Origin of the sequence: Pantoea sp. BRR-3P, assembly GCF_039621635.1 — a bacterium.
Classification (GTDB): domain Bacteria; phylum Pseudomonadota; class Gammaproteobacteria; order Enterobacterales; family Enterobacteriaceae; genus Pantoea; species Pantoea floridensis.
The window spans coordinates 3,720,777-3,743,017 of record NZ_CP155066.1 but is presented as its reverse complement, the minus strand read 5'-3'; the positions used below and the strand labels follow the sequence as shown (position 1 = coordinate 3,743,017).

22 protein-coding genes are annotated in these 22,241 nt (G+C 55.8%); 14 read left to right on the top strand and 8 right to left on the bottom strand.

Annotated elements, in window-relative coordinates; all coding sequences use genetic code 11:
- The first annotated feature begins 38 nt into the window (after positions 1 to 38).
- On the top strand, positions 39 to 1,472 hold the full coding sequence (gene glgA, locus AAGR08_RS17340) for a glycogen synthase GlgA (protein ID WP_097095268.1): 1,434 nt from the start codon (positions 39 to 41) through the stop codon (positions 1,470 to 1,472).
- Between the two features lie 21 nt (positions 1,473 to 1,493).
- The gene (gene glgP, locus AAGR08_RS17335; protein WP_097095267.1) at positions 1,494 to 3,941 is read left to right on the top strand and encodes a glycogen phosphorylase; all 2,448 of its coding nucleotides are present in this window, start codon (positions 1,494 to 1,496) and stop codon (positions 3,939 to 3,941) included.
- Positions 3,942 to 4,051: 110 nt separating this feature from the next.
- Here the strand turns inward: glgP and AAGR08_RS17330 are convergent, their stop codons facing one another.
- A complete protein-coding gene (locus AAGR08_RS17330) occupies positions 4,052 to 4,609 on the bottom strand; it encodes a DcrB family lipoprotein (protein WP_097095266.1) in 558 nt (185 codons plus the stop codon).
- 116 nt (positions 4,610 to 4,725) lie between these two features.
- Positions 4,726 to 5,391 carry a 7-cyano-7-deazaguanine/7-aminomethyl-7-deazaguanine transporter gene (locus AAGR08_RS17325; protein WP_097095265.1) on the bottom strand — a complete coding sequence of 222 codons (666 nt, stop codon included), beginning with the start codon at positions 5,389 to 5,391 and terminating at the stop codon, positions 4,726 to 4,728.
- A 306-nt stretch (positions 5,392 to 5,697) separates the two neighbouring features.
- On the opposite strand from AAGR08_RS17325, the gene tusA reads away from it, so the two are divergent.
- Complete coding sequence (tusA, locus tag AAGR08_RS17320; RefSeq protein ID WP_007891299.1) at positions 5,698 to 5,943, top strand: sulfurtransferase TusA; 246 nt, start codon at positions 5,698 to 5,700, stop codon at positions 5,941 to 5,943.
- Here the strand turns inward: tusA and AAGR08_RS17315 are convergent.
- Both AAGR08_RS17315 and AAGR08_RS17310 read right to left on the bottom strand, forming a co-directional pair.
- Entirely contained in the window at positions 5,940 to 8,216 is a 2,277-nt protein-coding gene (locus AAGR08_RS17315) for a zinc/cadmium/mercury/lead-transporting ATPase (protein WP_345827443.1), read from the bottom strand. The two genes, tusA and AAGR08_RS17315, sit on opposite strands and share 4 nt — an antisense overlap.
- 93 nt (positions 8,217 to 8,309) lie before the next feature.
- A complete protein-coding gene (locus tag AAGR08_RS17310; RefSeq protein WP_345827442.1) occupies positions 8,310 to 8,939 on the bottom strand; it encodes a lysoplasmalogenase in 630 nt (209 codons plus the stop codon).
- Positions 8,940 to 9,103: 164 nt separating this feature from the next.
- Between AAGR08_RS17310 and AAGR08_RS17305 the strand changes: the two genes are divergently transcribed.
- A complete protein-coding gene (locus tag AAGR08_RS17305) occupies positions 9,104 to 9,460 on the top strand; it encodes a DUF2500 domain-containing protein (RefSeq protein ID WP_345827441.1) in 357 nt (118 codons plus the stop codon).
- Between the two features lie 39 nt (positions 9,461 to 9,499).
- On the opposite strand, the gene AAGR08_RS17300 is transcribed toward AAGR08_RS17305, so the two are convergent.
- Together AAGR08_RS17300 and rsmD are read right to left on the bottom strand one after the other, a co-directional pair.
- Complete coding sequence (locus AAGR08_RS17300) at positions 9,500 to 9,769, bottom strand: DUF1145 family protein (protein ID WP_097095261.1); 270 nt, start codon at positions 9,767 to 9,769, stop codon at positions 9,500 to 9,502.
- A 1-nt stretch (position 9,770) separates the two neighbouring features.
- A complete protein-coding gene (gene rsmD / locus AAGR08_RS17295; RefSeq protein ID WP_345827440.1) occupies positions 9,771 to 10,355 on the bottom strand; it encodes a 16S rRNA (guanine(966)-N(2))-methyltransferase in 585 nt (194 codons plus the stop codon).
- 230 nt (positions 10,356 to 10,585) lie between these two features.
- On the opposite strand from rsmD, the gene ftsY reads away from it, so the two are divergent.
- From ftsY to rpoH, 4 genes are all read left to right on the top strand, one after another.
- Positions 10,586 to 12,031, top strand: a complete 1,446-nt coding sequence (gene ftsY / locus AAGR08_RS17290) for a signal recognition particle-docking protein FtsY (protein ID WP_345827439.1) — start codon at positions 10,586 to 10,588, stop codon at positions 12,029 to 12,031.
- A gap of 5 nt (positions 12,032 to 12,036) precedes the next feature.
- Positions 12,037 to 12,705 (top strand): cell division ATP-binding protein FtsE, encoded by a 669-nt coding sequence (gene ftsE / locus AAGR08_RS17285; protein ID WP_097095258.1) that lies wholly within the window; start codon positions 12,037 to 12,039, stop codon positions 12,703 to 12,705.
- Positions 12,695 to 13,678: a permease-like cell division protein FtsX gene (gene ftsX, locus AAGR08_RS17280; protein WP_097095257.1), complete on the top strand. Its 984-nt coding sequence runs from the start codon at positions 12,695 to 12,697 to the stop codon at positions 13,676 to 13,678. The genes ftsE and ftsX overlap by 11 nt, the downstream gene beginning before the upstream one ends.
- Before the next feature lie 239 nt (positions 13,679 to 13,917).
- Positions 13,918 to 14,775: an RNA polymerase sigma factor RpoH gene (gene rpoH, locus AAGR08_RS17275; protein WP_064737937.1), complete on the top strand. Its 858-nt coding sequence runs from the start codon at positions 13,918 to 13,920 to the stop codon at positions 14,773 to 14,775.
- Positions 14,776 to 14,923: 148 nt separating this feature from the next.
- Here rpoH and panM read toward each other — a convergent pair whose 3' ends face one another.
- Complete coding sequence (gene panM, locus AAGR08_RS17270) at positions 14,924 to 15,310, bottom strand: aspartate 1-decarboxylase autocleavage activator PanM (protein ID WP_345827438.1); 387 nt, start codon at positions 15,308 to 15,310, stop codon at positions 14,924 to 14,926.
- A 61-nt stretch (positions 15,311 to 15,371) separates the two neighbouring features.
- Positions 15,372 to 15,521 carry a hypothetical protein gene (locus AAGR08_RS17265; RefSeq protein ID WP_176519137.1) on the bottom strand — a complete coding sequence of 50 codons (150 nt, stop codon included), beginning with the start codon at positions 15,519 to 15,521 and terminating at the stop codon, positions 15,372 to 15,374.
- A 192-nt stretch (positions 15,522 to 15,713) separates the two neighbouring features.
- On the opposite strand from AAGR08_RS17265, the gene AAGR08_RS17260 reads away from it, so the two are divergent.
- The 6 genes from AAGR08_RS17260 (at position 15,714) to ugpB (ending at position 22,206) form a co-directional block, all read left to right on the top strand.
- Complete coding sequence (locus AAGR08_RS17260; protein ID WP_061718403.1) at positions 15,714 to 16,841, top strand: branched-chain amino acid ABC transporter substrate-binding protein; 1,128 nt, start codon at positions 15,714 to 15,716, stop codon at positions 16,839 to 16,841.
- 66 nt (positions 16,842 to 16,907) lie between these two features.
- Complete coding sequence (livH, locus tag AAGR08_RS17255) at positions 16,908 to 17,834, top strand: high-affinity branched-chain amino acid ABC transporter permease LivH (RefSeq protein WP_097095255.1); 927 nt, start codon at positions 16,908 to 16,910, stop codon at positions 17,832 to 17,834.
- Complete coding sequence (locus AAGR08_RS17250) at positions 17,831 to 19,102, top strand: high-affinity branched-chain amino acid ABC transporter permease LivM (protein ID WP_097095254.1); 1,272 nt, start codon at positions 17,831 to 17,833, stop codon at positions 19,100 to 19,102. The genes livH and AAGR08_RS17250 overlap by 4 nt, the downstream gene beginning before the upstream one ends.
- Positions 19,099 to 19,866, top strand: a complete 768-nt coding sequence (gene livG / locus AAGR08_RS17245; protein ID WP_097095253.1) for a high-affinity branched-chain amino acid ABC transporter ATP-binding protein LivG — start codon at positions 19,099 to 19,101, stop codon at positions 19,864 to 19,866. The genes AAGR08_RS17250 and livG overlap by 4 nt, the downstream gene beginning before the upstream one ends.
- A gap of 1 nt (position 19,867) precedes the next feature.
- Positions 19,868 to 20,581, top strand: coding sequence for a high-affinity branched-chain amino acid ABC transporter ATP-binding protein LivF (gene livF / locus AAGR08_RS17240; protein WP_097095252.1), 714 nt, complete (start codon positions 19,868 to 19,870; stop codon positions 20,579 to 20,581).
- A gap of 308 nt (positions 20,582 to 20,889) precedes the next feature.
- The gene (gene ugpB, locus AAGR08_RS17235) at positions 20,890 to 22,206 is read left to right on the top strand and encodes a sn-glycerol-3-phosphate ABC transporter substrate-binding protein UgpB (RefSeq protein WP_345827437.1); all 1,317 of its coding nucleotides are present in this window, start codon (positions 20,890 to 20,892) and stop codon (positions 22,204 to 22,206) included.
- The last annotated feature ends 35 nt before the right edge of the window (positions 22,207 to 22,241 follow it).

Sequence of the window (22,241 nt, the reverse complement as noted above, 5' to 3'; positions counted from 1 at the left end):
GCCGCGTGGAACGCGTGCGATAACAATAGGGGTTCAGGATGCAGGTTTTACATGTCTGTTCAGAGCTTTTCCCGCTGTTGAAAACCGGCGGACTGGCTGATGTCGTCGGTGCATTACCACAGGCGCAAATAGCCGATGGTACGGATGCGCGGGTGTTGATTCCCGCCTATCCGGATCTGCGTAAAGGGATTCCTGATACTGAAATCCTGGCGGAGCTGCAAACTTTTGCTGGACCGGTGCGCTTACTTTTTGGACAATTTAACGGCGTTGGCATTTATTTAATTGATGCGCCGGGACTGTATGAGCGTCCCGGCAGCCCGTATCACGATACGTCGCAGTTTGCCTATGTGGATAACTACCTGCGCTTTGCCCTGTTGGGCTGGATGGGCGCAGAGATTGCCAGCGGATTAGATATGTACTGGCAGCCCGATATCGTGCACGCACATGACTGGCATGCCGGCTTAACCTGCGCCTACATTGCTGCGCGCGGTCACCCGGCGAAAACGGTGTTCACCGTGCACAATCTGGCGTATCAGGGGCTGTTTTCCGCGCGTCATTTGGATGAAATTCAGATACCGCGCGCCTTCTTCGATATGCATGGCCTGGAGTTCTTTGGACAGATCTCCTACCTCAAGGCGGGACTGTTCTATGCCGATCATATTACGGCGGTCAGCCCGACTTATGCGCTGGAGATTACCCGACCCGAATTTGGTTACGGTATGGAAGCGTTACTCGAGCAGCGCCTGCGCGAGGGAAGACTGAGCGGGATTCTCAACGGTGTCGATCCTGGCATTTGGGATCCGGCGCATGATTTGCTGCTCACCGCGCGCTACGACAGCGAAACGCTGGAGAGCAAAGCCGAGAACAAACGCCAGCTGCAGATTGCCATGGGCCTGAAGGTGGATGACAAAGCGCCGGTGTTCTGCGTGATCAGCCGCCTGACGAAACAGAAAGGGCTGGATTTGGTGCTGGAAGCGCTGCCGGGCCTACTGGCGCAGGGCGGCCAGCTGGTGCTGCTCGGTCAGGGAGATGCCGAGTTACAGCAAGGTTTCCTCGCGGCGGCTGCGGAGCATCCGGGTCGCGTTGGCGTGCAGATTGGTTATCACGAAGCCTTCTCGCACCGCATTGTTGGCGGCGCGGATGTGATTATGGTGCCGAGCCGCTTTGAGCCGTGCGGCTTAACCCAGCTGTATGGATTGAAATACGGCACGCTGCCGCTGGTGCGTCGCACCGGTGGTCTGGCGGATACGGTGCAAGACAGCTCACTGGAGAATCTGGCGGACGGTGTCGCCAGCGGATTCACCTTTGAAGACAGTAATGCCTGGTCGCTGCTGCGGGCGATTCGGCGCGCATTTGTTCTGTGGTCTCGACCTGCACTCTGGCGTTACGTTCAGCGGCAGGCGATGGGGATGGATTTTAGTTGGCAGGTGGCAGCACAAGCCTACCGCGATCTTTATCAACGTTTGCTGTAATGAGAGATTGGGATACTTGATATGAATGCACCTTTCACCTATGCCTCACCCACGCTGACGGTTGACGCGCTGAAGCACTCAATCGCCTATAAGCTGATGTTTACTATTGGTAAAGATCCCTCGATCGCGAATAAGCATGAGTGGCTCAACGCCGCGCTGCTGGCGGTGCGTGATCGCATGGTGGAACGCTGGCTGCGCTCCAGTCGCGCGCAGCTCTCACAGGATGTGCGGCAGGTTTATTATCTGTCGATGGAGTTCCTGATGGGACGCACGCTCGGTAACGCGCTGCTGGCGATGGGCATCTACGACGATCTCAATCAGGCGCTGGACGAGATGGGGTTGGATCTCAGCGAACTGATGGAAGAGGAGAACGATCCCGGCCTCGGCAACGGCGGCCTTGGGCGTTTGGCCGCCTGCTTCCTTGACTCGCTCGCCACGCTGGGTTTGCCGGGACGTGGCTACGGTATTCGTTACGATTACGGCATGTTCAAGCAGAATATCGTTGACGGGCAGCAGCGCGAATCACCGGATTACTGGCTGGAATATGGTAATCCGTGGGAATTCCAGCGCTTTAATACGCGCTACAAGGTGCGTTTCGGCGGCCGTTTACAGCACGAAGGGGCGCGGGTGCGCTGGATCGAAACCGAAGAGATCGTCGCGATGGCTTACGATCAGATCATCCCCGGTTTTGACACCGATGCCACCAACACGCTGCGTTTGTGGGGCGCGCAGGCCAGCAACGAGATCAATCTCGGTAAGTTCAACCAGGGTGATTACTTCGCTGCGGTGGAAGATAAGAACCATTCGGAAAACGTCTCGCGCGTGCTCTATCCCGATGATTCAACCTATTCCGGCCGCGAGCTGCGTCTGCGCCAGGAGTATTTCCTCGTCTCTTCAACGGTGCAGGATATTCTCAATCGTCACTGGCAGATGCATGAAACCTGGGACAATCTGCCGGATAAAATTGCCATTCACCTTAATGATACTCATCCGGTGTTGGCGATCCCTGAATTGATGCGACTGCTGATCGACGAGCAAAAATTCAGCTGGGACGATGCGTTTGAAGTGACCTGTCAGGTGTTCTCCTACACCAACCACACCTTGATGACGGAAGCGCTGGAAACCTGGCCGGTGGATATGATCGGCAAAATTCTGCCGCGTCATCTCAGCATCATTTTTGAAATTAATGACTATTTCCTGAAAACCATCCAGGAATACTATCCGGATGATTGGGAGCTGATGGCGCGCATCTCGATCATTGACGAAAACGACGGTCGGCGCATTCGCATGGCGTGGCTGGCGGTGGTGGTAAGCCACAAGGTCAACGGCGTGTCGGAACTGCACTCCAATTTGATGGTGCAATCGCTGTTCGCTGATTTCGCGCGTTTATTCCCTGGCCGTTTCTGCAATAAAACCAATGGGGTGACGCCGCGTCGCTGGCTGGCGCTGGCCAACCCGCCGCTGTCCGATGTATTAGATGAAGCGATTGGTCGCAACTGGCGCACCGATCTCGGCCAGCTCAACGAGCTAACGGCACAAATCGATTACCCGGCGTTTATCGAGCAGATCGCCGACGCCAAATTCGCCAACAAAAAGCGCCTGGCGGATTGGGTGGCGAAAAATATGGATATTGTGCTGGACCCGCATGCGCTCTTCGATGTGCAGATTAAACGCATCCATGAATACAAACGTCAGCTACTGAACGTGCTGCACGTTATTACGCGCTATAACCGCATCAAGGCCGATCCCAACGCTGAATGGGTGCCGCGCGTGAATATCTTCGCCGGTAAAGCGGCGTCGGCGTATTACGTAGCGAAGCACATCATCCACTTGATCAACGATGTCGCCAACGTGATCAACAACGATCCGCAGGTGAAGAACAAGTTGAAGGTGGTGTTCATCCCGAACTATGGCGTGAGTCTGGCGCAGATCATTATCCCTGCGGCGGATCTCTCCGAGCAGATCTCCACTGCTGGCACCGAAGCATCGGGCACCAGTAACATGAAATTTGCGCTGAACGGCGCGTTAACCATCGGTACGCTGGATGGCGCTAATGTGGAGATGCTGGAGCATGTCGGCAAGGAGAATATCTTTATCTTCGGCAACACCACGCCGCAGGTCGAGAAGCTGCGCACCGACGGCTACAACCCGCGTAAGTATTACGAGGAAGATCCTGAGCTGCATCAGGCGCTGACGCAAATCGCCAGCGGCGTGTTCAGTCCGCAGGAACCGGGTCGCTATCGCAATCTGTTTGATGCGCTGGTGAACTTCGGCGACCACTATCAGCTGCTAGCGGATTATCGTAGCTATGTGGATACGCAGGACAAAGTAGACAAGCTCTATCGTCAGCCGGATAAGTGGCAACGCAGCGCGGCGCTGAATATCGCCAATATGGGCTACTTCTCGTCAGATCGAACCATTCAGGAGTATGCGGATGAGATCTGGCACATCTCGCCAGTGAGGTTGTAAGGCGGGAATTTCAAAATCCAGGTCGCCATAAATGGCGACCCTACCAAACCGCACTGAACAAATGTAGGGTCGCCATTCATGGCGACCGATAAACGTTCAGATTTTAAGGATTATTTTAAAGTGATGCTTTTGACAATCCCGTCAGCATCACTTTGTGCCTGCTGCTGGTTATCCGCTGGCAAGGTAATTTGCAGCGTCAGCAGTTTGCCGTCCACTTTTGCCAGAATCACCGAAGACCATGACGTCTGGTTATTGGCAGAAATCACCGTATCCAGCTGCTGAGCCGGCTGATCCTTCAGCGTCACCGCTTTATTCGACACCACTTGCAGCTGTGGATCGCGGCTGCGCTGCTGCTGTTCCAGGCGCTGCGCCAACGCATCTAGCGCTTCGTTAGTGGGATCGCCCGCAATCACGATAATCGCGCGCTGGCCGGTTTCGTCGGCATAGACGTGCATGTTGGTGGATTCAGAACCGAGTTTGCCGCTCTTATCAGACATGCCCGCCGGCAGTGAGAAGCTCAGCTTGCCGTCCATCAGATTGACCGTCTGAGCAGACTGGCTGGCGCTGGCACCGTTGCTGTTTGCTGCTGCATCATCTTTCTTCTGGTCACATGCCGCCAGGCCTATCACCAGCAGGCCAATACCCACATATTTCACTACGTTACGCATTCTTTTCCCTTTTACATGATTCCAGTCAGGCGTTATCAAAACGGAATCGGCGGGCAAAAGCAACCGCCGGAGTGTCAGGAAATTTTAGCGTGCCATGGCGTTACGTCTATGTGGAATCAGCCGAAATTCACCTGTCGCTGTGCGGAACGCTCGGCTAATCGCTTCAGCATGGCATTCAGCAGCACGCCGTAAGCCGGCAGGAAGAAGATCATGCAGATCAGCACTTTGAAGCTGTAATCCACCAGGGCGATCTCGACCCAATGCGTAGCCATAAACGGGTCTGGACTCTTGTAAAAGGCGATGAAAAAGAAGGCCAGCGTATCGCTGATATTGCCAAGGAACATCGCGGCCGCAGGGGCAATCCACCACTGGGGTAATTGGCGCAAACGGTTAAAAACGTGGACGTCAAGGATCTGGCCCAGCGCATAAGCCATAAAGCTGGCGCAGGCGATACGCGCGACAAACAGATTAACCTCTTCCAGCGATGCCCAACCCTGCCATTCGCCTTGATAAAAGACGCACGAGACGATGTAGGAGATCACCAGCGCTGGAATCATCACCGCCAGAATGATGCGACGAGCCAGCGGCGCGCCAAAGATGCGCACGGTGAGATCGGTTGCGAGGAAAATAAACGGAAAGCTAAACGCGCCCCAGGTGGTGTGGAAGCCGAAGATGGAAACCGGCAGCTGTACCAGGTAGTTACTGGAGGTGATTACCAGCAGATGGAAAAGCGATAGCCAAAACAGCGCATGCATGCGCTGACGTGCAGAAAAAGCAATCATGTAGGACCTTTTTAATAGTGGGGTGAGGGAACCCATTGCCCGTCATACTTCAAGCCGTAGCTGCGTTGGCTGCGTGCGTCCACCCCAGTCACTTACTTCAGTAAGCTCCTGGGGCTGCTCGCACTTGCCGCCTTGCTACAGCTCGAATTATTTAGGGCAAAATATGGTAGCAATTTAAAAATCGGCGGCATCTTAACGCGTTGCGTAATTTATGCAATGGTTAATTTTAACGCAATCGTTATCGCCTTGCGTTGGCTAATTCACACGCTAAAATGTGCGCCCATCATCCACCATAGACAGAGAATCATGAGCGATCCCTTTTCTGCGCCTGACCATCAGCTTGATGCCCTTGGCCTGCGCTGCCCAGAGCCAGTAATGATGGTGCGTAAAACCGTGCGCAGCATGCAGGCCGGTGAAACCTTGCTGATCATCGCCGATGATCCCGCCACCACGCGCGATATTCCCGGTTTCTGCCGTTTTATGGAACATCAGCTGCTGGCACAGCAGACCGAAAGCCTGCCGTACCAGTTTCTCATCAAAAAAGGCGCTTAACGCTGACGCAGCAAGCGCAGCGCATTCGCGGTAACCAGCGCGGTGGCACCGGAATCTGCCAGCACCGCCAGCCACAAACCGGTAAAGCCGAGCAGCGTGGTGACGAGGAAAATCGCCTTCAGGCCCAGCGCCAGCGCCACGTTCTGCCGAATGATGGCGCGCGTGCGCCGTGCCAGCAAGATCGTGCGCGGCAGAATCGCCAGCTGATTTTGCGTTAATGCTACATCGGCGGCTTCCAGCGCGACGTCGGTGCCGCTGCCCATCGCGATACCGATCGTCGCTGCTTTCATCGCAGGCGCATCGTTGATGCCGTCGCCCACCATCGCCAGCGATTGTTGCGCGCCTAATTGCCGCACGGCTTCCACTTTATCGGCGGGTAAGAGACCGGCGCGATAATCAATCTGCAATTCGGCGGCAATGGCAGCGGCTGCTCGCGGGTTATCACCGGTCAACATCACGCTATTTACACCCAGTTTTTGCAGTTGAGAGAGTGCGCTTATCGCCTCTTCACGCAACTGATCCCGCAACGCCAATGCGCCGAGTACCTGCTGATCCTGCAACAGCAGCACCACGGTTTGACCCTGGGCTTCCAGCTCGGCAATCAGCTGCTGCTGAGTTGCGTTAAGCTGCCTGGCTTCACGTGGCGTGAGTAACTGATAGGTCACGCCATCAATGTCGGCACGAATACCGCTGCCCGCCAGGGTTTGCTGCTGAGAAGCGGAAGGGATCGCAAGCTGACGCCGCTCGGCTGCAGTGACAATGGCTCGCGCCAGTGGATGCGTGGAGCCCTGTTCAACGGCAGCGGCAATGCTGAGCAGGCTGTTTTCCGCTGTTCCACCGAACGACTGAATATGGGTGATCTGTGGCTTGCCCGCGGTCAGTGTGCCGGTTTTGTCGAACGCCATCATGCTAACGCGACTGAGCCGCTCCAGTGCCGCGCCGCCTTTTATCAGCGCGCCCTGACGGGCGGCAGCGGCCAATCCAGAGGTAATGGCCGCGGGTGTGGAGATCACCAGCGCACACGGGCAACCAATCAGCAGCAGCGTTAGCCCTTTATAAATCCACGGCAGCCATGCTCCAACGCCGAGCAGCGGTGGCAGCACCATCACCAGCAGCGCCAACAGCATAATCGCCGGCGTATAAATGCGGCTGAAGCGATCGATAAAGCGTTCAACCGGCGCACGATGGCTTTCGGCTTCTTCAATCAGCTGCAGGATGCGGTCGATAGCACTTTGCCCCGGCTGGGAAACCACTTTCAAGGTAACCAGACGATCGAGGCTGGTGGCACCGGCCATGATCTGTTCACCCGGCTCACGCGCCACCGGCAGCGATTCGCCGGTCAGCGCGCTTTCATCAAAACTGGCACTGGCATGCAATAACTCGCCGTCCGCCGGTAAACGGCCACCGGCCGCGACTTCAATTACATCACCAGGCTGCAGCACGTCTAAGCGGACATTTTCCCGTTGTGTGCCGACAATGCGCGTGGCGGTGTCAGGACGCAGCGCCATTAGCGCGGTCACGCCGCGACGCGCGCGCGCGGCGGCGTAGGCTTCCAGGCGTTCGCCCAGCTGGAACAGCAGCAGCACCATGGCGGCTTCAGCGTGGGCACCAATCACCAACGCACCGGCGGCAGCGATGGTCATCAGCATCTCAATACTAAATGGCGATCCGCTGCGCAGCAGTTGCCAGGCGTTGCGCGCGATGGGGGCCAAACCAATCAGCGTGGTAGCAATAAACAGGCGATCGCCCCAAAGCGGTGAAACCTGGCTCAGCAGCCAGCTGGCGAGCATCAGTACGCCAAGCAGCAGTAAACCGGCATTTTCCTGCCAGCGGCTTTCCGGTGGTGGGGGCGATTGAGGATCGCTGGAGGTCAGCGTGAAGCCAGCATGTTTTACGGCTTGTTCGATAGCGCTGCGGATATCGTTTTCGGCATCCACCACCAGTTTTTCGCTGGCGAAAATCACCCGCGCTTGCTGCACCTGCGGCACGCGTTGCACGGCAGATTCGATTTTTCGTGCGCAGCTGGGACAATCCATGCCGGCAATCTGCCAGCGAAATTGGTGGGAAGTGAGTGCGGGCCTGTCACTTTCGGCGTCGCTTTCGCCGCCGGGCGAGCCGCTATCGCTGTCGCAGCAGCCACAATCACCTTCTGGCGTAACTGGCTGCGCGGCTGAGATTTTCAGTGCTGAGGGCTTTACGCTGCGAATCGAGCACAGTGGCTGCGGTTGGCGATGAGACTTTCCACAGCGGCAAGGATGGGCGTGTTGATGCATATAACCTCCGGAATTAGGGGGCGGGATAGCACCCGCTCCCTAATGCTACACTCTGGAGTCAACTCCAGAGTCAAGCTGAAGGTGAGTTTTTCTTCAATAAAGCCACAGGGAGCGCACAATCATAAAATGACCGGCGAAGTAACAGGCGGCGACAATGGCGCTATCGGCGCTGAAGCGGCGACGATAGTGCGAGAAAAACCAGACAATGTTGGCTAATAGCAATAACGCGGCGCCGACAAGCAGCGAGAAACTGTAATCGGTTGGGCGGAAGAAGTAGTTCTCCGCTGCCATCCAGTTCATCACCAATGTCATGCCGATCAAGGTGCAGATTGGCCAGCGTAGATCTTCCAGCCTGGTCCAGAGAACGCCGATAACAATGACGCCAATCACCAGGAAGGTGAGGGGAATCGGCCAGAAGAAACTCATGGTCATGTGCGCGGCAAAGCTGATGGTGTACAGCAGATGCGACAGGAAAAATGCGCCCAATGCATAGAGCATCTGCTGACGCGGCAGCAGCATCAGCGCATCACCCACCAGCGTGGCAATAAGACCGGCCAGGATCAGATAATCGGTGGTGTTAAGCGTTGGCGCTTGCCACGCCCAGGCAACGAGCAACAGCAAGGTGACAGGTTTAAATAGCCAGCGCTGCCATTGCGGGCCGCGGTATGAAGCATCGACGTAGAGCCAGCCGGAAAAAAGTACGGCAAGGAAAGACCAAAGCATGTTTTCTCCCTTTTCTGAACGAAATGTCCGCCAGTTTGATGAATTTTCCCAAAATCACTTACTCAGTGTAAGTTACCGCCGCCAAATGTGACAATCAGCCGACTCTGGTTGTATGCTTTGTCGTCTTTACCCGTTCCGACTTAACGCAAAGCACGAGATAAATCATGAGCAAACCACCGCTAATCTTTTTCATCGTACTGGCCATTATTGCCGTTCTGGCGACGCGTCAGTTTATCAAGCAGCGCCGCGAAACCGCAGTGAACGATGCCTCTCCAGTGCGCTCTTTGAGCGTAGAAGTGAAAACTAAGCGCGAATTTCCCTCTCCTAATCGCCGTTCACGCCAGCGCGAAGTCATTGCCGGAGAAGAGATGAAGTATGAAGCCTGGTTTCATCCACTGAATGGCGCGAGCGATATCAAAGTGACGGTCAACGCCAGTGATTATCATCAGATGGATAAGGGCGTGAAAGGGGAGCTGAAAATGCAAGGGACACGCTTTGTCAGTTTTACGCCAACGCCGTAAGGCCGCCATTCACGGCGACCTGGCCACCAAACGCACTCATTACATCTTCGGATAATGCTTTTTCTGCCACGCCAGCAGCTCAAACACGCCAAAGAAGAAGATCTTCGCCTGGGTTACGCCGCTCAGTTTGGGCGCGTCTTTTGCCTGAGTGGCGCGCAGCAGCACCAATTGCAGGCCGTGCATAATCACCATAAAGAACAGCGCCACATGCACAAAATAGCGCAGCGGCGTGGGGAAGGGCTGCACCAGATTGAGCAGCAAAAATGCCCATACGCAAATCATCAGCAAGCGACCCAAATTAAGCCACATTCTACTTCTCCTGTTGGCGTTGATATAAGCGATAAGCCACCTGGCCGGCGATTTTCTCGCGGTACAAATCCCAATTGGCCGGTGCCACGGGCGTGCCGTTTTCCACTTCGCTTTCCACATAGATCAGCGCTTCATCGGCCAGCCAGCCATTTTGCTCCAGTAAGGTCAACGTTTCCTGTAACAGGCCTTTACGGAACGGCGGATCGACAAACACCACGTCAAACGGTTCGCCCGGCTGGCTCAGCCATTGCAACGTGTTGGTTTGCACCACTTTCGCCTGCGTGGCGCGCAGCGTTTGCAGGTTCTGCGAAAGCTGCTGCGCTACAGTACGTTCCAGCTCCAGCAGCGTGGCTGATGCGGCATAACGAGAGAGTGCTTCAAGGCCGAGTGCGCCGCTGCCGGCAAAGCAGTCGAGGCAACGCGCGTCCTGAATGTCTGGCGCTAGCCAGTTGAACAGGGTTTCACGCACGCGATCGGTGGTCGGGCGCAGGCCAGCGCTATCCGGTACCGGTAATTTACGGCCGCGCCACTGGCCGCCAATGATGCGGATCTGGCCAGCGCCGTTGCTGCGGGGGGATTTGCTCATTTTGCTCACAACTCGTCATAATTTGTTGCGTAGTTTAACGGGCGTAGCGGGCAGAAGAAACGTTAAAAAAGGGTGCTGTGGTGCGCTGGCAGGAAAGTGTTAGACTACTGAGTTGGTAGAGCGCGCGTAATTACCTGATTTTTACGCGGCTCCCCGCAAAAAAATGCATATTTTATCCCCTGGGAACAGCGTGCTACCGGGAATAAGCCATCGAGGAGTAGGGTCACACAATGGCAAAAGAGAAAAAACGCGGCTTTTTTTCCTGGCTAGGCTTTGGCAAAGAAGAAGAGACGCAACAGCCTGTTGAAGAGCAGCAGCAAACTGCCGAGGTGGCACCTGAGCCCGCCGTTGAAGAGAGTGCGTTAGATCGCGCCGAAGCGCAGGCTGAAGAAACCGTCGCGGTTACCGAGCAGGTCGCGGAACATCAGCAGGTTGAACCAGAGGTTATTGCCGAGCCGGTTAGCGCACCGCAGCAAGCCGAGCCGGTTACCGCCATCGAAGAAGAAGTGCTGCCGGAAGAGATCGTCCAGCCGGTTGTCGCACCTATCGAAGAAGAGCCTCAGCTGGAAGAGCTGGCGCTTGATGCGCCAGACGTTGATGAAGAAGCCCCCTTAAGCGACGAAGAGCTGGAAGCGCTGGCGCTGGCAGAAACCTATGCAGAAGATGCTGAGCTGGCTGAGGAACCTCAGGATACCGTTAGCGATCTGCCGCTGGCTGCTGCGCCCATTATCACCCAGGAGCAGGAGCGTCCTACCAAAGAGGGCTTTTTCGCCCGTCTGAAGCGCAGCCTGGTTAAAACGCGTGAAAACCTCGGTTCCGGTTTTATCAGCCTGTTCCGCGGTAAAAAGATTGATGACGACCTGTTTGAGGAGCTGGAAGAGCAGCTGCTGATTGCGGACGTTGGCGTTGAAACGACGCGCCGCATCATCACCAATCTGACCCAGCAGGCCAACCGCAAGCAGCTGCGTGATGCTGAGGCGCTGTATGGGCTGCTGAAAGCCGAAATGGCCGGCATTCTGGAAAAAGTGGACCAGCCGCTGGAAGTGGGCGGCAAAACGCCATTCGTCATCCTGATGGTTGGCGTCAACGGCGTGGGTAAAACCACCACCATCGGTAAGCTGGCGCGCCAGTATCAGGCGCAGGGCAAATCCGTCATGCTGGCGGCAGGCGATACCTTCCGTGCTGCGGCCGTTGAACAGCTGCAGGTGTGGGGCCAGCGCAACAATATTCCGGTCGTCGCGCAGCATACCGGCGCGGATTCCGCCTCCGTGATTTTTGATGCCATTCAGGCCGCTAAGTCGCGGAATGTCGATGTCCTGATTGCCGATACCGCCGGTCGCTTGCAAAACAAATCGCACCTGATGGAAGAGCTGAAAAAAATTACCCGTGTGATGAAGAAGCTGGATGAAGAGGCGCCGCATGAGGTGATGTTGACGCTTGACGCCAGCACCGGGCAAAACGCTATCAGCCAGGCCAAACTGTTCCATGAAGCGGTGGGCCTGACGGGCATCGCCCTGACCAAACTGGACGGCACCGCCAAAGGCGGCGTGATCTTCTCGGTTGCCGATCAGTTCGGCATTCCGATTCGTTATATCGGTGTTGGGGAAGGCATCGAGGATTTACGGCCGTTTAAGGCCGCAGACTTTATTGAGGCACTGTTTGCCCGAGAGGAATGATTGGGATGATTCGCTTTGAAGAGGTCAGTAAAGCTTACCTGGGTGGACGTCAGGCGCTGCAGGGGGTGGATTTTCATCTGCGTCCTGGTGAAATGTCGTTCCTGACCGGCCACTCTGGCGCGGGGAAGAGTACCTTACTGAAGCTGATTTGTGGCATTGAGCGCCCGAGTGCGGGGCAGATCTGGTTTAGCGGCCACGATATTTCGCGTTTGCGTCACAGTGAAGTCCCTTTCCTGCGACGTCAGATCGGCATGATTTTCCAGGATCACCATTTACTGATGGATCGTTCGGTCTATGACAACGTGGCGATTCCGCTGATTATCTCCGGTGCCAGCGGCGAAGACATTCGTCGCCGCGTATCGGCCGCGCTGGATAAAGTGGGCCTGCTCGACAAAGCGAAAAGCTATCCGATTCAGCTCTCAGGCGGTGAACAACAGCGTGTGGGCATTGCCCGCGCGGTGGTGAACAAACCGGCGGTGCTGCTGGCGGACGAACCGACCGGTAACCTCGATAATGCGCTGTCGGAAGACATTCTGCGCCTGTTTGAAGAGTTCAACCGCGTTGGCGTCACGGTACTGATGGCAACGCACGATGTCGGGTTGATTGCGCGCCGAAATTATCGCGTGATGACGCTCAATCAGGGACGTCTGCACGGAGGCCACGATGGTCAATAAACGCAACAAGCGCGCACCTGCGCCGAAAGCGAAGCAACCTTCTAAAAGTAAAGCGCTGAAGGGTGGCTGGCAGGAGCAATGGCGCTACGCGCTGCGCGGCACGCTATCCGATATGTGGCGTCAGCCGCTGGCGACGCTGCTAACGGTGATGGTGATTGCTATCTCACTGACGCTGCCGAGCGTGTGCTACATGGTGTGGAAAAACGTAAGCCAGGCCGCGACCCAGTGGTATCCCGCCCCGCAGCTGACGGTGTATCTGGATAAAGCGCTGGATGACACCGCAGCAGAGAATGTCACCGCGCAGCTTAAGCAGCTGGATGGCGTGGATAATGTGAATTACCTGACGCGTGAAGAAGCGCTAAATGAGTTCCGCAACTGGTCGGGCTTTGGCGGCTCCATGGACATGCTGGAGCAGAATCCGCTGCCGGCGGTGGCCATCATCACGCCAAAACTCAACTTCCAGAATTCGGATACCATGGCGAATCTGCGCGATCGCGTAGCGAAAGTGCAGGGCGTTGATGAAGTGCGCATGGATGACAGCTGGTTCTCACGTCTGGCAGCGCTCACGGGGCTGGTTGGCCAGATCGCCTCAATGATTGGTCTGCTGATGGTGGTGGCGGTGTTCCTGGTGATCGGCAACAGCGTTCGTCTGAGCATCTTTGCGCGTCGCGATACGATCAACGTACAGAAGCTGATTGGCGCGACCGATGGGTTTATTCTGCGTCCGTTCCTGTATGGCGGTGCGCTATTAGGTTTCGGCGGTGCGGTGCTATCGCTGATTCTTTCGGAAGTGCTGGTGCTGCGCCTGCAATCGGTGGTGGCGCAAGTGGCAACGGTATTTGGTACCACCTTTGTGCTGGAAGGTTTTTCCTGGGATGAAGGACTGCTGTTATTGCTGATTGCCGGCATCATTGGCTGGATTGCGGCATGGCTGGCGACGGTACAACATTTACGCCGATTTACGCCACAGTAACCAAAAGCAACGTTTTTTGGTATACTCTTCCTCTGCTGCCGACGACCTGGGAGCAGAGGAATTCTCCTGTTTCCCCCGCCGTCATCTGTGTGTAAAATATTCACTGCTATAATTGAACTTGTGGATAACTTTGTCGTCCAAGTAGCACAGATTGCTTCTGGTTTTCTCGCAACGTTGACATAATGTAGCGTCTGCGCAAGGAAACGTGCAGCAAGTCCATTGAATTTGTGAGGGTTTGAATGACCAAAGAAATGCAAACTTTAGCGATTGCTCCTCTGGGTAACCTGGAATCTTACGTCCGGGCTGCCAACAACTGGCCGGTGCTGACGGCAGAAGAGGAAAAAGCATTGGCTGAGCGGCTGCATTACCAGGGCGATCTGGATGCGGCTAAAACGCTGATCCTGTCTCACCTGCGCTTTGTTGTTCATATTGCTCGTAACTACTCCGGTTACGGCTTGCCACAGGCGGACTTGATTCAGGAAGGTAACATCGGCCTGATGAAGGCGGTGCGTCGCTTCAATCCTGAAGTCGGTGTACGTCTGGTGTCGTTTGCCGTGCACTGGATTAAAGCAGAGATTCACGAATACGTGCTGCGTAACTGGCGTATCGTGAAAGTCGCGACCACCAAAGCTCAGCGTAAGCTGTTCTTTAACCTGCGTAAAAGCAAACAGCGTCTCGGTTGGTTTAACCAGGACGAAGTGGAAATGGTTGCGCGCGAGCTGGGCGTGAGCAGCAAAGATGTGCTGGAAATGGAATCGCGCATGGCCGCGCAGGATATGACCTTCGACATGTCGTCTGATGACGAAGCGGGCGAAGGCAAAGCGATGGCGCCAGTGCTGTATCTGCAGGATAAAACCTCTGACTTTGCCGATGGCATTGAAGAGGATAACTGGGATGCACACGCTGCGGACAAGCTGAGCGATGCAATGCTGAGCCTCGACGAACGCAGCCAGGATATCATCCGCGCCCGTTGGCTGGATGATGATAACAAGACCACGCTGCAGGAGCTGGCCGATAAATACGGTGTTTCTGCGGAACGCGTGCGTCAGCTGGAAAAGAACGCCATGAAGAAACTGCGTGTGGCGATTGAAGCCTGATAACTTTCAGGCGGAAAAACGGGGCGACTTTTAAAGTCGCCCTTTTTATTGCGCGCGAATCGGTCGCCATGAATGACGACCCTACAAATGGCGCGGTTTCGTAGGGTGCGCATTTATGCGCACCGTTTCACCCACCGCACGAAACCCTTCAACGCACCCAGCCATCAGCCTGCGCGCGAAAACCACATGCCTGCATAAAGGCTGCCCGCACGCCCCGATCGGCGTCGCCATCATCGGCAATCCACCAATCCGTCAGCGCACCATTCTGCGCAATTGTCTCTACCAGCAGATATTGACCTACGCCACGGCGGCGTGTCACTTCGCGTACGTTGAGATTAAAAATTTTTCCCTGCGTGCCGCTAATACTGAGTTGTAATGCGGCCAGCAGCCGATCGTTGAAACGCGCGGCATACAGCCGCTGTGTTTCGCTGAGTTGTGCTTCCAGTTGCACAATATCCATTTCTGGCCAGACTTTAGCTAAATCGATGCGATCCTGTGCGGTTAACGATGCTAAGCGCTGGATTGTCAGCTTCATACCTAATACCTGTACTAGTGCAAAGGCGATAGTGTAGCGAATTTAGACAGTCAGAGCGCTGTCACTTTTTTGCAATGAAAATAGGTCGAATGCCAGCCACTTTGCCAGGATTGTGGAGTAAGCCATCAATGATCGTTGAAAAAGCCAGCATAATGCGCTGGTATCCTGCTGAAAAATCGGCCATAACGACCAGACGATTCTGCTGCTCCACTCAGTCAATTCTGAATATGTCAGTTGATTTACAGAATAAAGTTCCTGTTTAATAACCTGAAAAATAAAGCCTTATTACCAATAAATGCCAGAAAAGCGCGCTAACCCATTATTGCAGAATGAGTTTTCCTCTTTGACTGGCAGAAAATAAACCAATCACAACACACACGACACAACTGATGGGGAAGTTCGCATGAAAATGAGTAAAGGACGCGCATTATTGGCGGGCTGCGTCGCCCTGGCGATGAGCCACGCGGCACTGGCGAAAGACATCAAAATTGCCATCGTCGGCGCATCAACCGGTCCGGTCGCGCAGTACGGTGACATGCAGTTTACCGGTGCAGCGCAAGCCATTAAGGACATCAACGCCAAAGGCGGCGTAAACGGTGACAAACTGGTTGGCGTGGAATATGACGACGCCTGTGACCCAAAACAAGCGGTTGCGGTTGCCAACAAAGTGGTTAACGACGGCATTAAATACGTTATCGGCCATCTGTGCTCTTCTTCTACTCAGCCTGCTTCAGACATCTATAACGACGAAGGCGTGCTGATGATTACCCCAGCCGCTACCGCACCCGAGCTGACTGCGCGTGGCTATGCTGACGTGCTGCGCACCACCGGCCTGGACTCCGATCAGGGCCCAACGGCGGCAACCTACATTCTCGATCACATCAAACCAAAGCGTATCGCTGTGGTGCATGACAAGCAGCAGTATGGTCAGGGCCTGGCGGAATCCGTACAGAAAACCCTGAAAGCCAAAGGCGGCAATGTGGTGCTGTTCGAAGGTATCACCGCCGGGGATAAAGACTTCTCCACGCTGATTGCGCGCCTGAAGAAAGAGAACGTGGATTTCGTTTACTACGGCGGCTACTACCCAGAGCTGGGCCAGATTCTGCGTCAGGCAAAATCGGCTGGCCTGAATGCCGGCTTCATGGGCCCAGAAGGCGTGGGCAACGCTTCACTGTCTAACATCGCGGGTGATGCATCGGAAGGCCTGTTTGTTACCCTGCCGAAGCGCTATGACCAGCTGCCAGAGAACAAGGCAATTGTGGATGCGATTAAAGCCAACACCGCGTCTAACCGCAAAGATCCCACCGGTCCGTTTGTCTGGACCACCTACGCCGCAATTCAGTCGCTGGTGGCGGGGATTGAACGCAGCAAGAGCGATGAGCCTGATGCGATTGCCAAGAACCTGAAAGAGGGCGCCGCCGTTCCAACCGTGATGGGCAACCTGAATTGGGATGAGAAAGGCGATCTGAAGGGCTTCGAATTTGGTGTCTTCAAATGGCACAAAGACGGCTCTTCTACTGCAGTTAAGTAATCCCCCAAAATTCCCTCTCCCGCACGCGGGGGAGGGAATTATTCAGCTCCAGAGCAGGTCTTCACTATGTCCGAGCAGTTTCTCTATTTCATTCAGCAGATGTTCAACGGGGTTACCCTCGGGAGCACCTACGCGCTGATCGCCATTGGTTACACCATGGTTTACGGCATTATCGGCATGATCAACTTCGCCCATGGCGAGGTGTACATGATCGGTAGCTATGTCTCCTTTATCGTGATTGCCGCCCTGATGATGATGGGCATTGATACTTCGTGGCTGATGATTGCCGCCGGTTTCGTGATGGCGGTGATCATCTCCAGCGCCTACGGCTGGAGCATCGAGCGCGTGGCGTATAAGCCAGTGCGATCGTCGAAGCGCCTGATCGCGCTAATCTCCGCCATCGGTATGTCGATCTTCCTGCAGAACTACGTCAGCCTGACGCAGGGTTCGCGCGATCTCGCGCTGCCAAGCCTGATCACCGGCCAATGGACGCTGGGTGAGAGCAACGGCTTTGCCGCCACGCTCTCCACCATGCAGCTGGTGATTTGGATTGTCACCTTCCTGTCGATGCTGGCGCTGACGCTGTTCATCCGCTATTCGCGCATGGGACGCGCCTGTCGCGCCTGTGCAGAAGACCTGAAAATGGCTAGCCTGCTGGGCATCAACACCGACCGCGTTATTTCACTCACCTTTGTGATTGGTGCGGCGATGGCGGCGGTGGCGGGCGTGTTGCTCGGTCAATTCTACGGCTCCATCAACCCGTTCATTGGCTTTATGGCTGGGATGAAAGCCTTCACTGCCGCGGTATTAGGCGGCATCGGCAGCATTCCTGGCGCGATGATTGGTGGCCTGGTGCTGGGCATTGCCGAAGCGCTGACCTCGGCCTATCTGTCGACCGAATACAAAGACGTGGTCTCCTTCGCGCTGCTGATTGTGGTGCTGCTGGTGATGCCAACCGGGATTCTTGGCCGTCCGGAGGTAGAGAAGGTATGAAACGCCTCGGTTTGGTCAACGCCGTGATCTCCACGGTGATGTTGTTGGTGCTCGCCACCTTTTTCATGGGCGTACGCCTCGATTTGGATGGCACCAAACTGGTGGTCGCCAATGCGGGCGCGGTACGCTGGAACTGGATCTTCATTGGCTGTGCGGTAGTGTTTGTCTTCCAGCTGCTGCGTCCGCTGGCGCAGGGCAAATTCAAACGCAGCGGCAAAGGGTTTGTCCTGCCAGGTTTTGATGGCTCAACGCCGAAGCAAAAATTGCTGATGGCGCTGGTGATCGCGGCGGCGGTGATTTGGCCGTTTCTGGTGTCGCGCGGCAGTGTGGATATCGCCACGCTGACGCTGATCTACGTGATGCTCGGCCTCGGTCTGAACGTGGTGGTGGGATTATCAGGATTGCTGGTGCTGGGCTACGGCGGTTTCTACGCCATCGGCGCTTACACCTTTGCCTTGCTCAACCACTATTACGGCTTTGGTTTCTGGGAAAGCCTGCCGCTGGCCGGTTTGGTGGCGGGCGCCTTTGGTTTGCTGCTCGGCTTCCCGGTGCTGCGCCTGCGCGGTGACTATCTGGCGATTGTGACGCTCGGCTTCGGCGAAATCGTACGCATTCTGCTGCTGAATAACACGGCGATCACCGGCGGCCCGAACGGTATCGCGCAGATTCCCAAGCCCAGCCTGTTTGGTCTGGAGTTTGGCCGCCGGGTCAGCGAAGGCGGCTGGAGCACCTTCCATGAGTTCTTTGGCCTGAAATACGATCCCAGCGACCGTGTAATTTTCCTCTATCTGGTGGCGCTGCTGCTGGTGGTGCTGACGCTGTTCGTTATCAACCGCTTACTGCGTATGCCGCTGGGCCGCGCGTGGGAAGCGCTGCGTGAAGATGAGATCGCCTGCCGTTCGCTTGGTCTGAGCCCAACGCGCATCAAACTGACAGCCTTCACCATCAGCGCCGTGTTTGCGGGCTTTGCGGGTACGCTGTTCGCCGCACGTCAGGGGTTCGTCAGCCCGGAATCCTTCACCTTCGTCGAATCGGCTTTTGTGCTGGCGATTGTGGTGCTAGGCGGCATGGGCTCGCAGCTGGCGGTGATCCTCGCAGCCATTCTGCTGGTGGTTTCGCGCGAGCTGATGCGTGATTTGAACGAATACAGCATGCTGGTGCTCGGTGGTTTGATGGTGCTGATGATGATCTGGCGTCCACAAGGTCTGCTGCCAATGAAGCGTCCGCATCTGAAGATGAAAAGCAGTAAACAAGGAGAGCAGGCATGAGTCAGCCTTTATTAGCCGTTGAAGGCCTGATGATGCGCTTCGGCGGCCTGTTAGCCGTCAACAATGTGGCGCTTGAGCTGCATCCACAGGAAATCGTTTCGTTGATTGGCCCGAACGGCGCCGGTAAAACCACGGTGTTCAACTGCCTGACCGGTTTCTATAAACCAACCGGCGGCACCATCAAACTGCGCGATCAGCAGCTGCAGGGTTTGCCGGGCCAGAAGATTGCGCGTATGGGCATTGTGCGCACCTTCCAGCACGTGCGCCTGTTCCGCGAAATGACGGTGATTGAAAACCTGCTGGTGGCACAGCATCAGCACCTCAAAAGCGGCGTGTTCTCCGGTTTATTCAAAACCCCGGCTTTCCGTCGCGGTGAGAGCGACGCGCTGGATCGCGCGGCCACTTGGCTGGATCGCATCGGCTTGCTGGATCTCGCCAACCGCCAGGCGGGCAACCTCGCTTATGGCCAGCAGCGTCGTCTGGAAATTGCGCGCTGCATGGTAACGCGTCCGGAAATTCTGATGCTGGATGAACCGGCTGCCGGGCTTAACCCGCGTGAAACCCACGAGTTGGATGAGCTGATCGCCGAGCTGCGCGGTGAGCACAAGGTTTCCGTACTGCTAATTGAACACGATATGAAGCTGGTGATGGGCATTTCTGACCGCATTTACGTAGTGAATCAGGGAACGCCGCTGGCCAACGGTACGCCGGAAGAAGTGCGTAACAATCCGGATGTGATCCGTGCTTATTTAGGTGAGGCGTAACATGGCAAACCCGATTTTAACCTTGCAGAATGTCAGCGCCCATTACGGCCCGATCCAGGCGCTGCACAACATTAATCTGCACATCAATCAGGGCGAAATCGTTACCCTGATCGGTGCCAACGGCGCGGGTAAAACCACGCTACTCGGCACCTTGTGCGGTGAACCGCGCGCCACCAGCGGCAACATCACCTTCGATGGCAAAGAGATTACCGACTGGCAAACGGCGAAAATCATGCGTGAAGCGATCGCCATCGTGCCGGAAGGGCGCCGGGTGTTTTCGCGTATGACGGTAGAAGAGAACCTGGCGATGGGCGGCTTCTTCGCTACGCGGCAGCAGTATCAGGAACGTATCGATCGCGTCTATCAGCTGTTTTCACGCCTGGCAGAACGTAAAGCACAGCGCGCGGGCACCATGTCCGGCGGTGAGCAGCAGATGCTGGCCATTGGCCGTGCGCTGATGAGCCAGCCGCGTTTGCTGCTGCTGGATGAACCGTCGCTGGGACTCGCCCCGATTATCATTCAGCAGATCTTTGACACCATTGAGCAACTGCGCAAAGAGGGCATGACCATCTTCCTCGTCGAGCAAAACGCCAATCAGGCGCTGAAGCTGGCGGATCGCGGTTATGTGCTGGAGAATGGCCACGTGGTGCTTGAAGACAGCGGCGAAGCGCTGCTATCCAATGAAGCGGTACGCAGCGCTTATTTAGGCGCGTAACCGCGGTTGCCCTCACCCTAACCCTCTCCCGCAGGCGGGAGAGGGAACCGATCGAGCTTGCATATGGCAACATCTCCCTCTCCCGCAGGTAGGAGAGGGAACCGATCGAGCTTGCATATGGCAACATCTCCCTCTCCCATGGGAGAGGGCCGGGATGAGGGCACCAGCACGCAGCAGTCCTAACCAAATCCCGCTGTCACATCCCCGTCATAAACCTGTTATTAATCCGTCATTTCCCCGTGTCATGTTACGTCGCGAACAAAAAAATGCGCGAATTCGCGCGTAGCTAACAGCACAGGAAAAACCTTATGTCCGCTTTTACGCTTCGTCCCCGCCTGATGAGTGTCGTGCTCGGTCTGGCGCTCAGCGGTAATACGCTGGCTGCAACTGAGATCCCTTTCTGGCACTCAATGGAAGGCGAGTTAGGCAAAGAAGTTGATTCTCTGGCACAACGTTTTAACCAGGCTCATCCAGAATATAAAATCGTCCCGACTTACAAAGGTAACTACGAGCAAAGCCTGGCAGCGGGCATCGCCGCGGTGCGCTCGGGTAAAGCGCCCGCACTGCTGCAGGTGTATGAAGTCGGTACCGCGACCATGATGGCATCGAAAGCGATTGTGCCGGTCAATGAAGTGTTTAAAAACGCTGGCGTGCAGATGGATCCGCAGCAGTTCGTACCAGCCGTTGCGGGTTACTACAGCGACAGCAAAGGCCAGCTGATTTCTCAGCCGTTCAACAGCTCCACGCCGGTGCTCTATTACAACAAAGACGCGTTCAAAAAAGCTGGCCTGAATCCGGATCAGCCACCGAAAACCTGGCAGGAGCTGGCAAAAGATGCCGAAGCGCTGCGTAAAGCGGGCCTGACCTGTGGTTACGCCAGCGGCTGGCAGGGTTGGATTCAGATTGAAAACTTCAGCGCCTGGCATGCGCTGCCGGTGGCCAGTAAAAATAACGGCTTTGACGGCACCGATGCGGTACTGGAATTCAATAAGCCCGTGCAGGTGCGCCACATCGAAATGCTGGAAGCGATGAACAAGAAGGGCGATTTCACCTACTTCGGTCGTAAGGATGAATCCACCGCCAAGTTTTACAACGGCGATTGCGGCATCACCACCGCCTCTTCCGGTTCGCTGGCCGACATCAAACACTACGCCAAATTTAACTTCGGCGTGGGCATGATGCCGTACGATGAAACCGTACCGAACGCCCCGCAGAACGCCATCATTGGTGGCGCGAGCCTGTGGGTGATGAAAGGCAAAGATGCCAACACCTACAAAGGCGCGGCGGAGTTTATGAAGTTCCTCGCACAGCCGGAAATCGCCGCTGAATGGCACCAGAAAACCGGTTATCTGCCGATCACCACCGCCGCCTATGAGCTGACTAAACAGCAGGGCTTCTACGACAAGAACCCAGGCGCAGACATCGCCACGCGTCAAATGCTGAACAAAGATCCGCTGCCGTTCACCAAAGGCATGCGTCTGGGCAATATGCCACAGATTCGTACCATCGTGGATGAAGAGCTGGAAGGCGTGTGGACCGGCAAACAGACACCACAAGCCGCGCTGGATAACGCGGTGAAACGCGGTAACGAATTGCTGCGCCGTTTTGAGCAGCAAGTGAAGTAACGCTGTTATCTCGGGGCCGACGTTTGGCGTTCGCC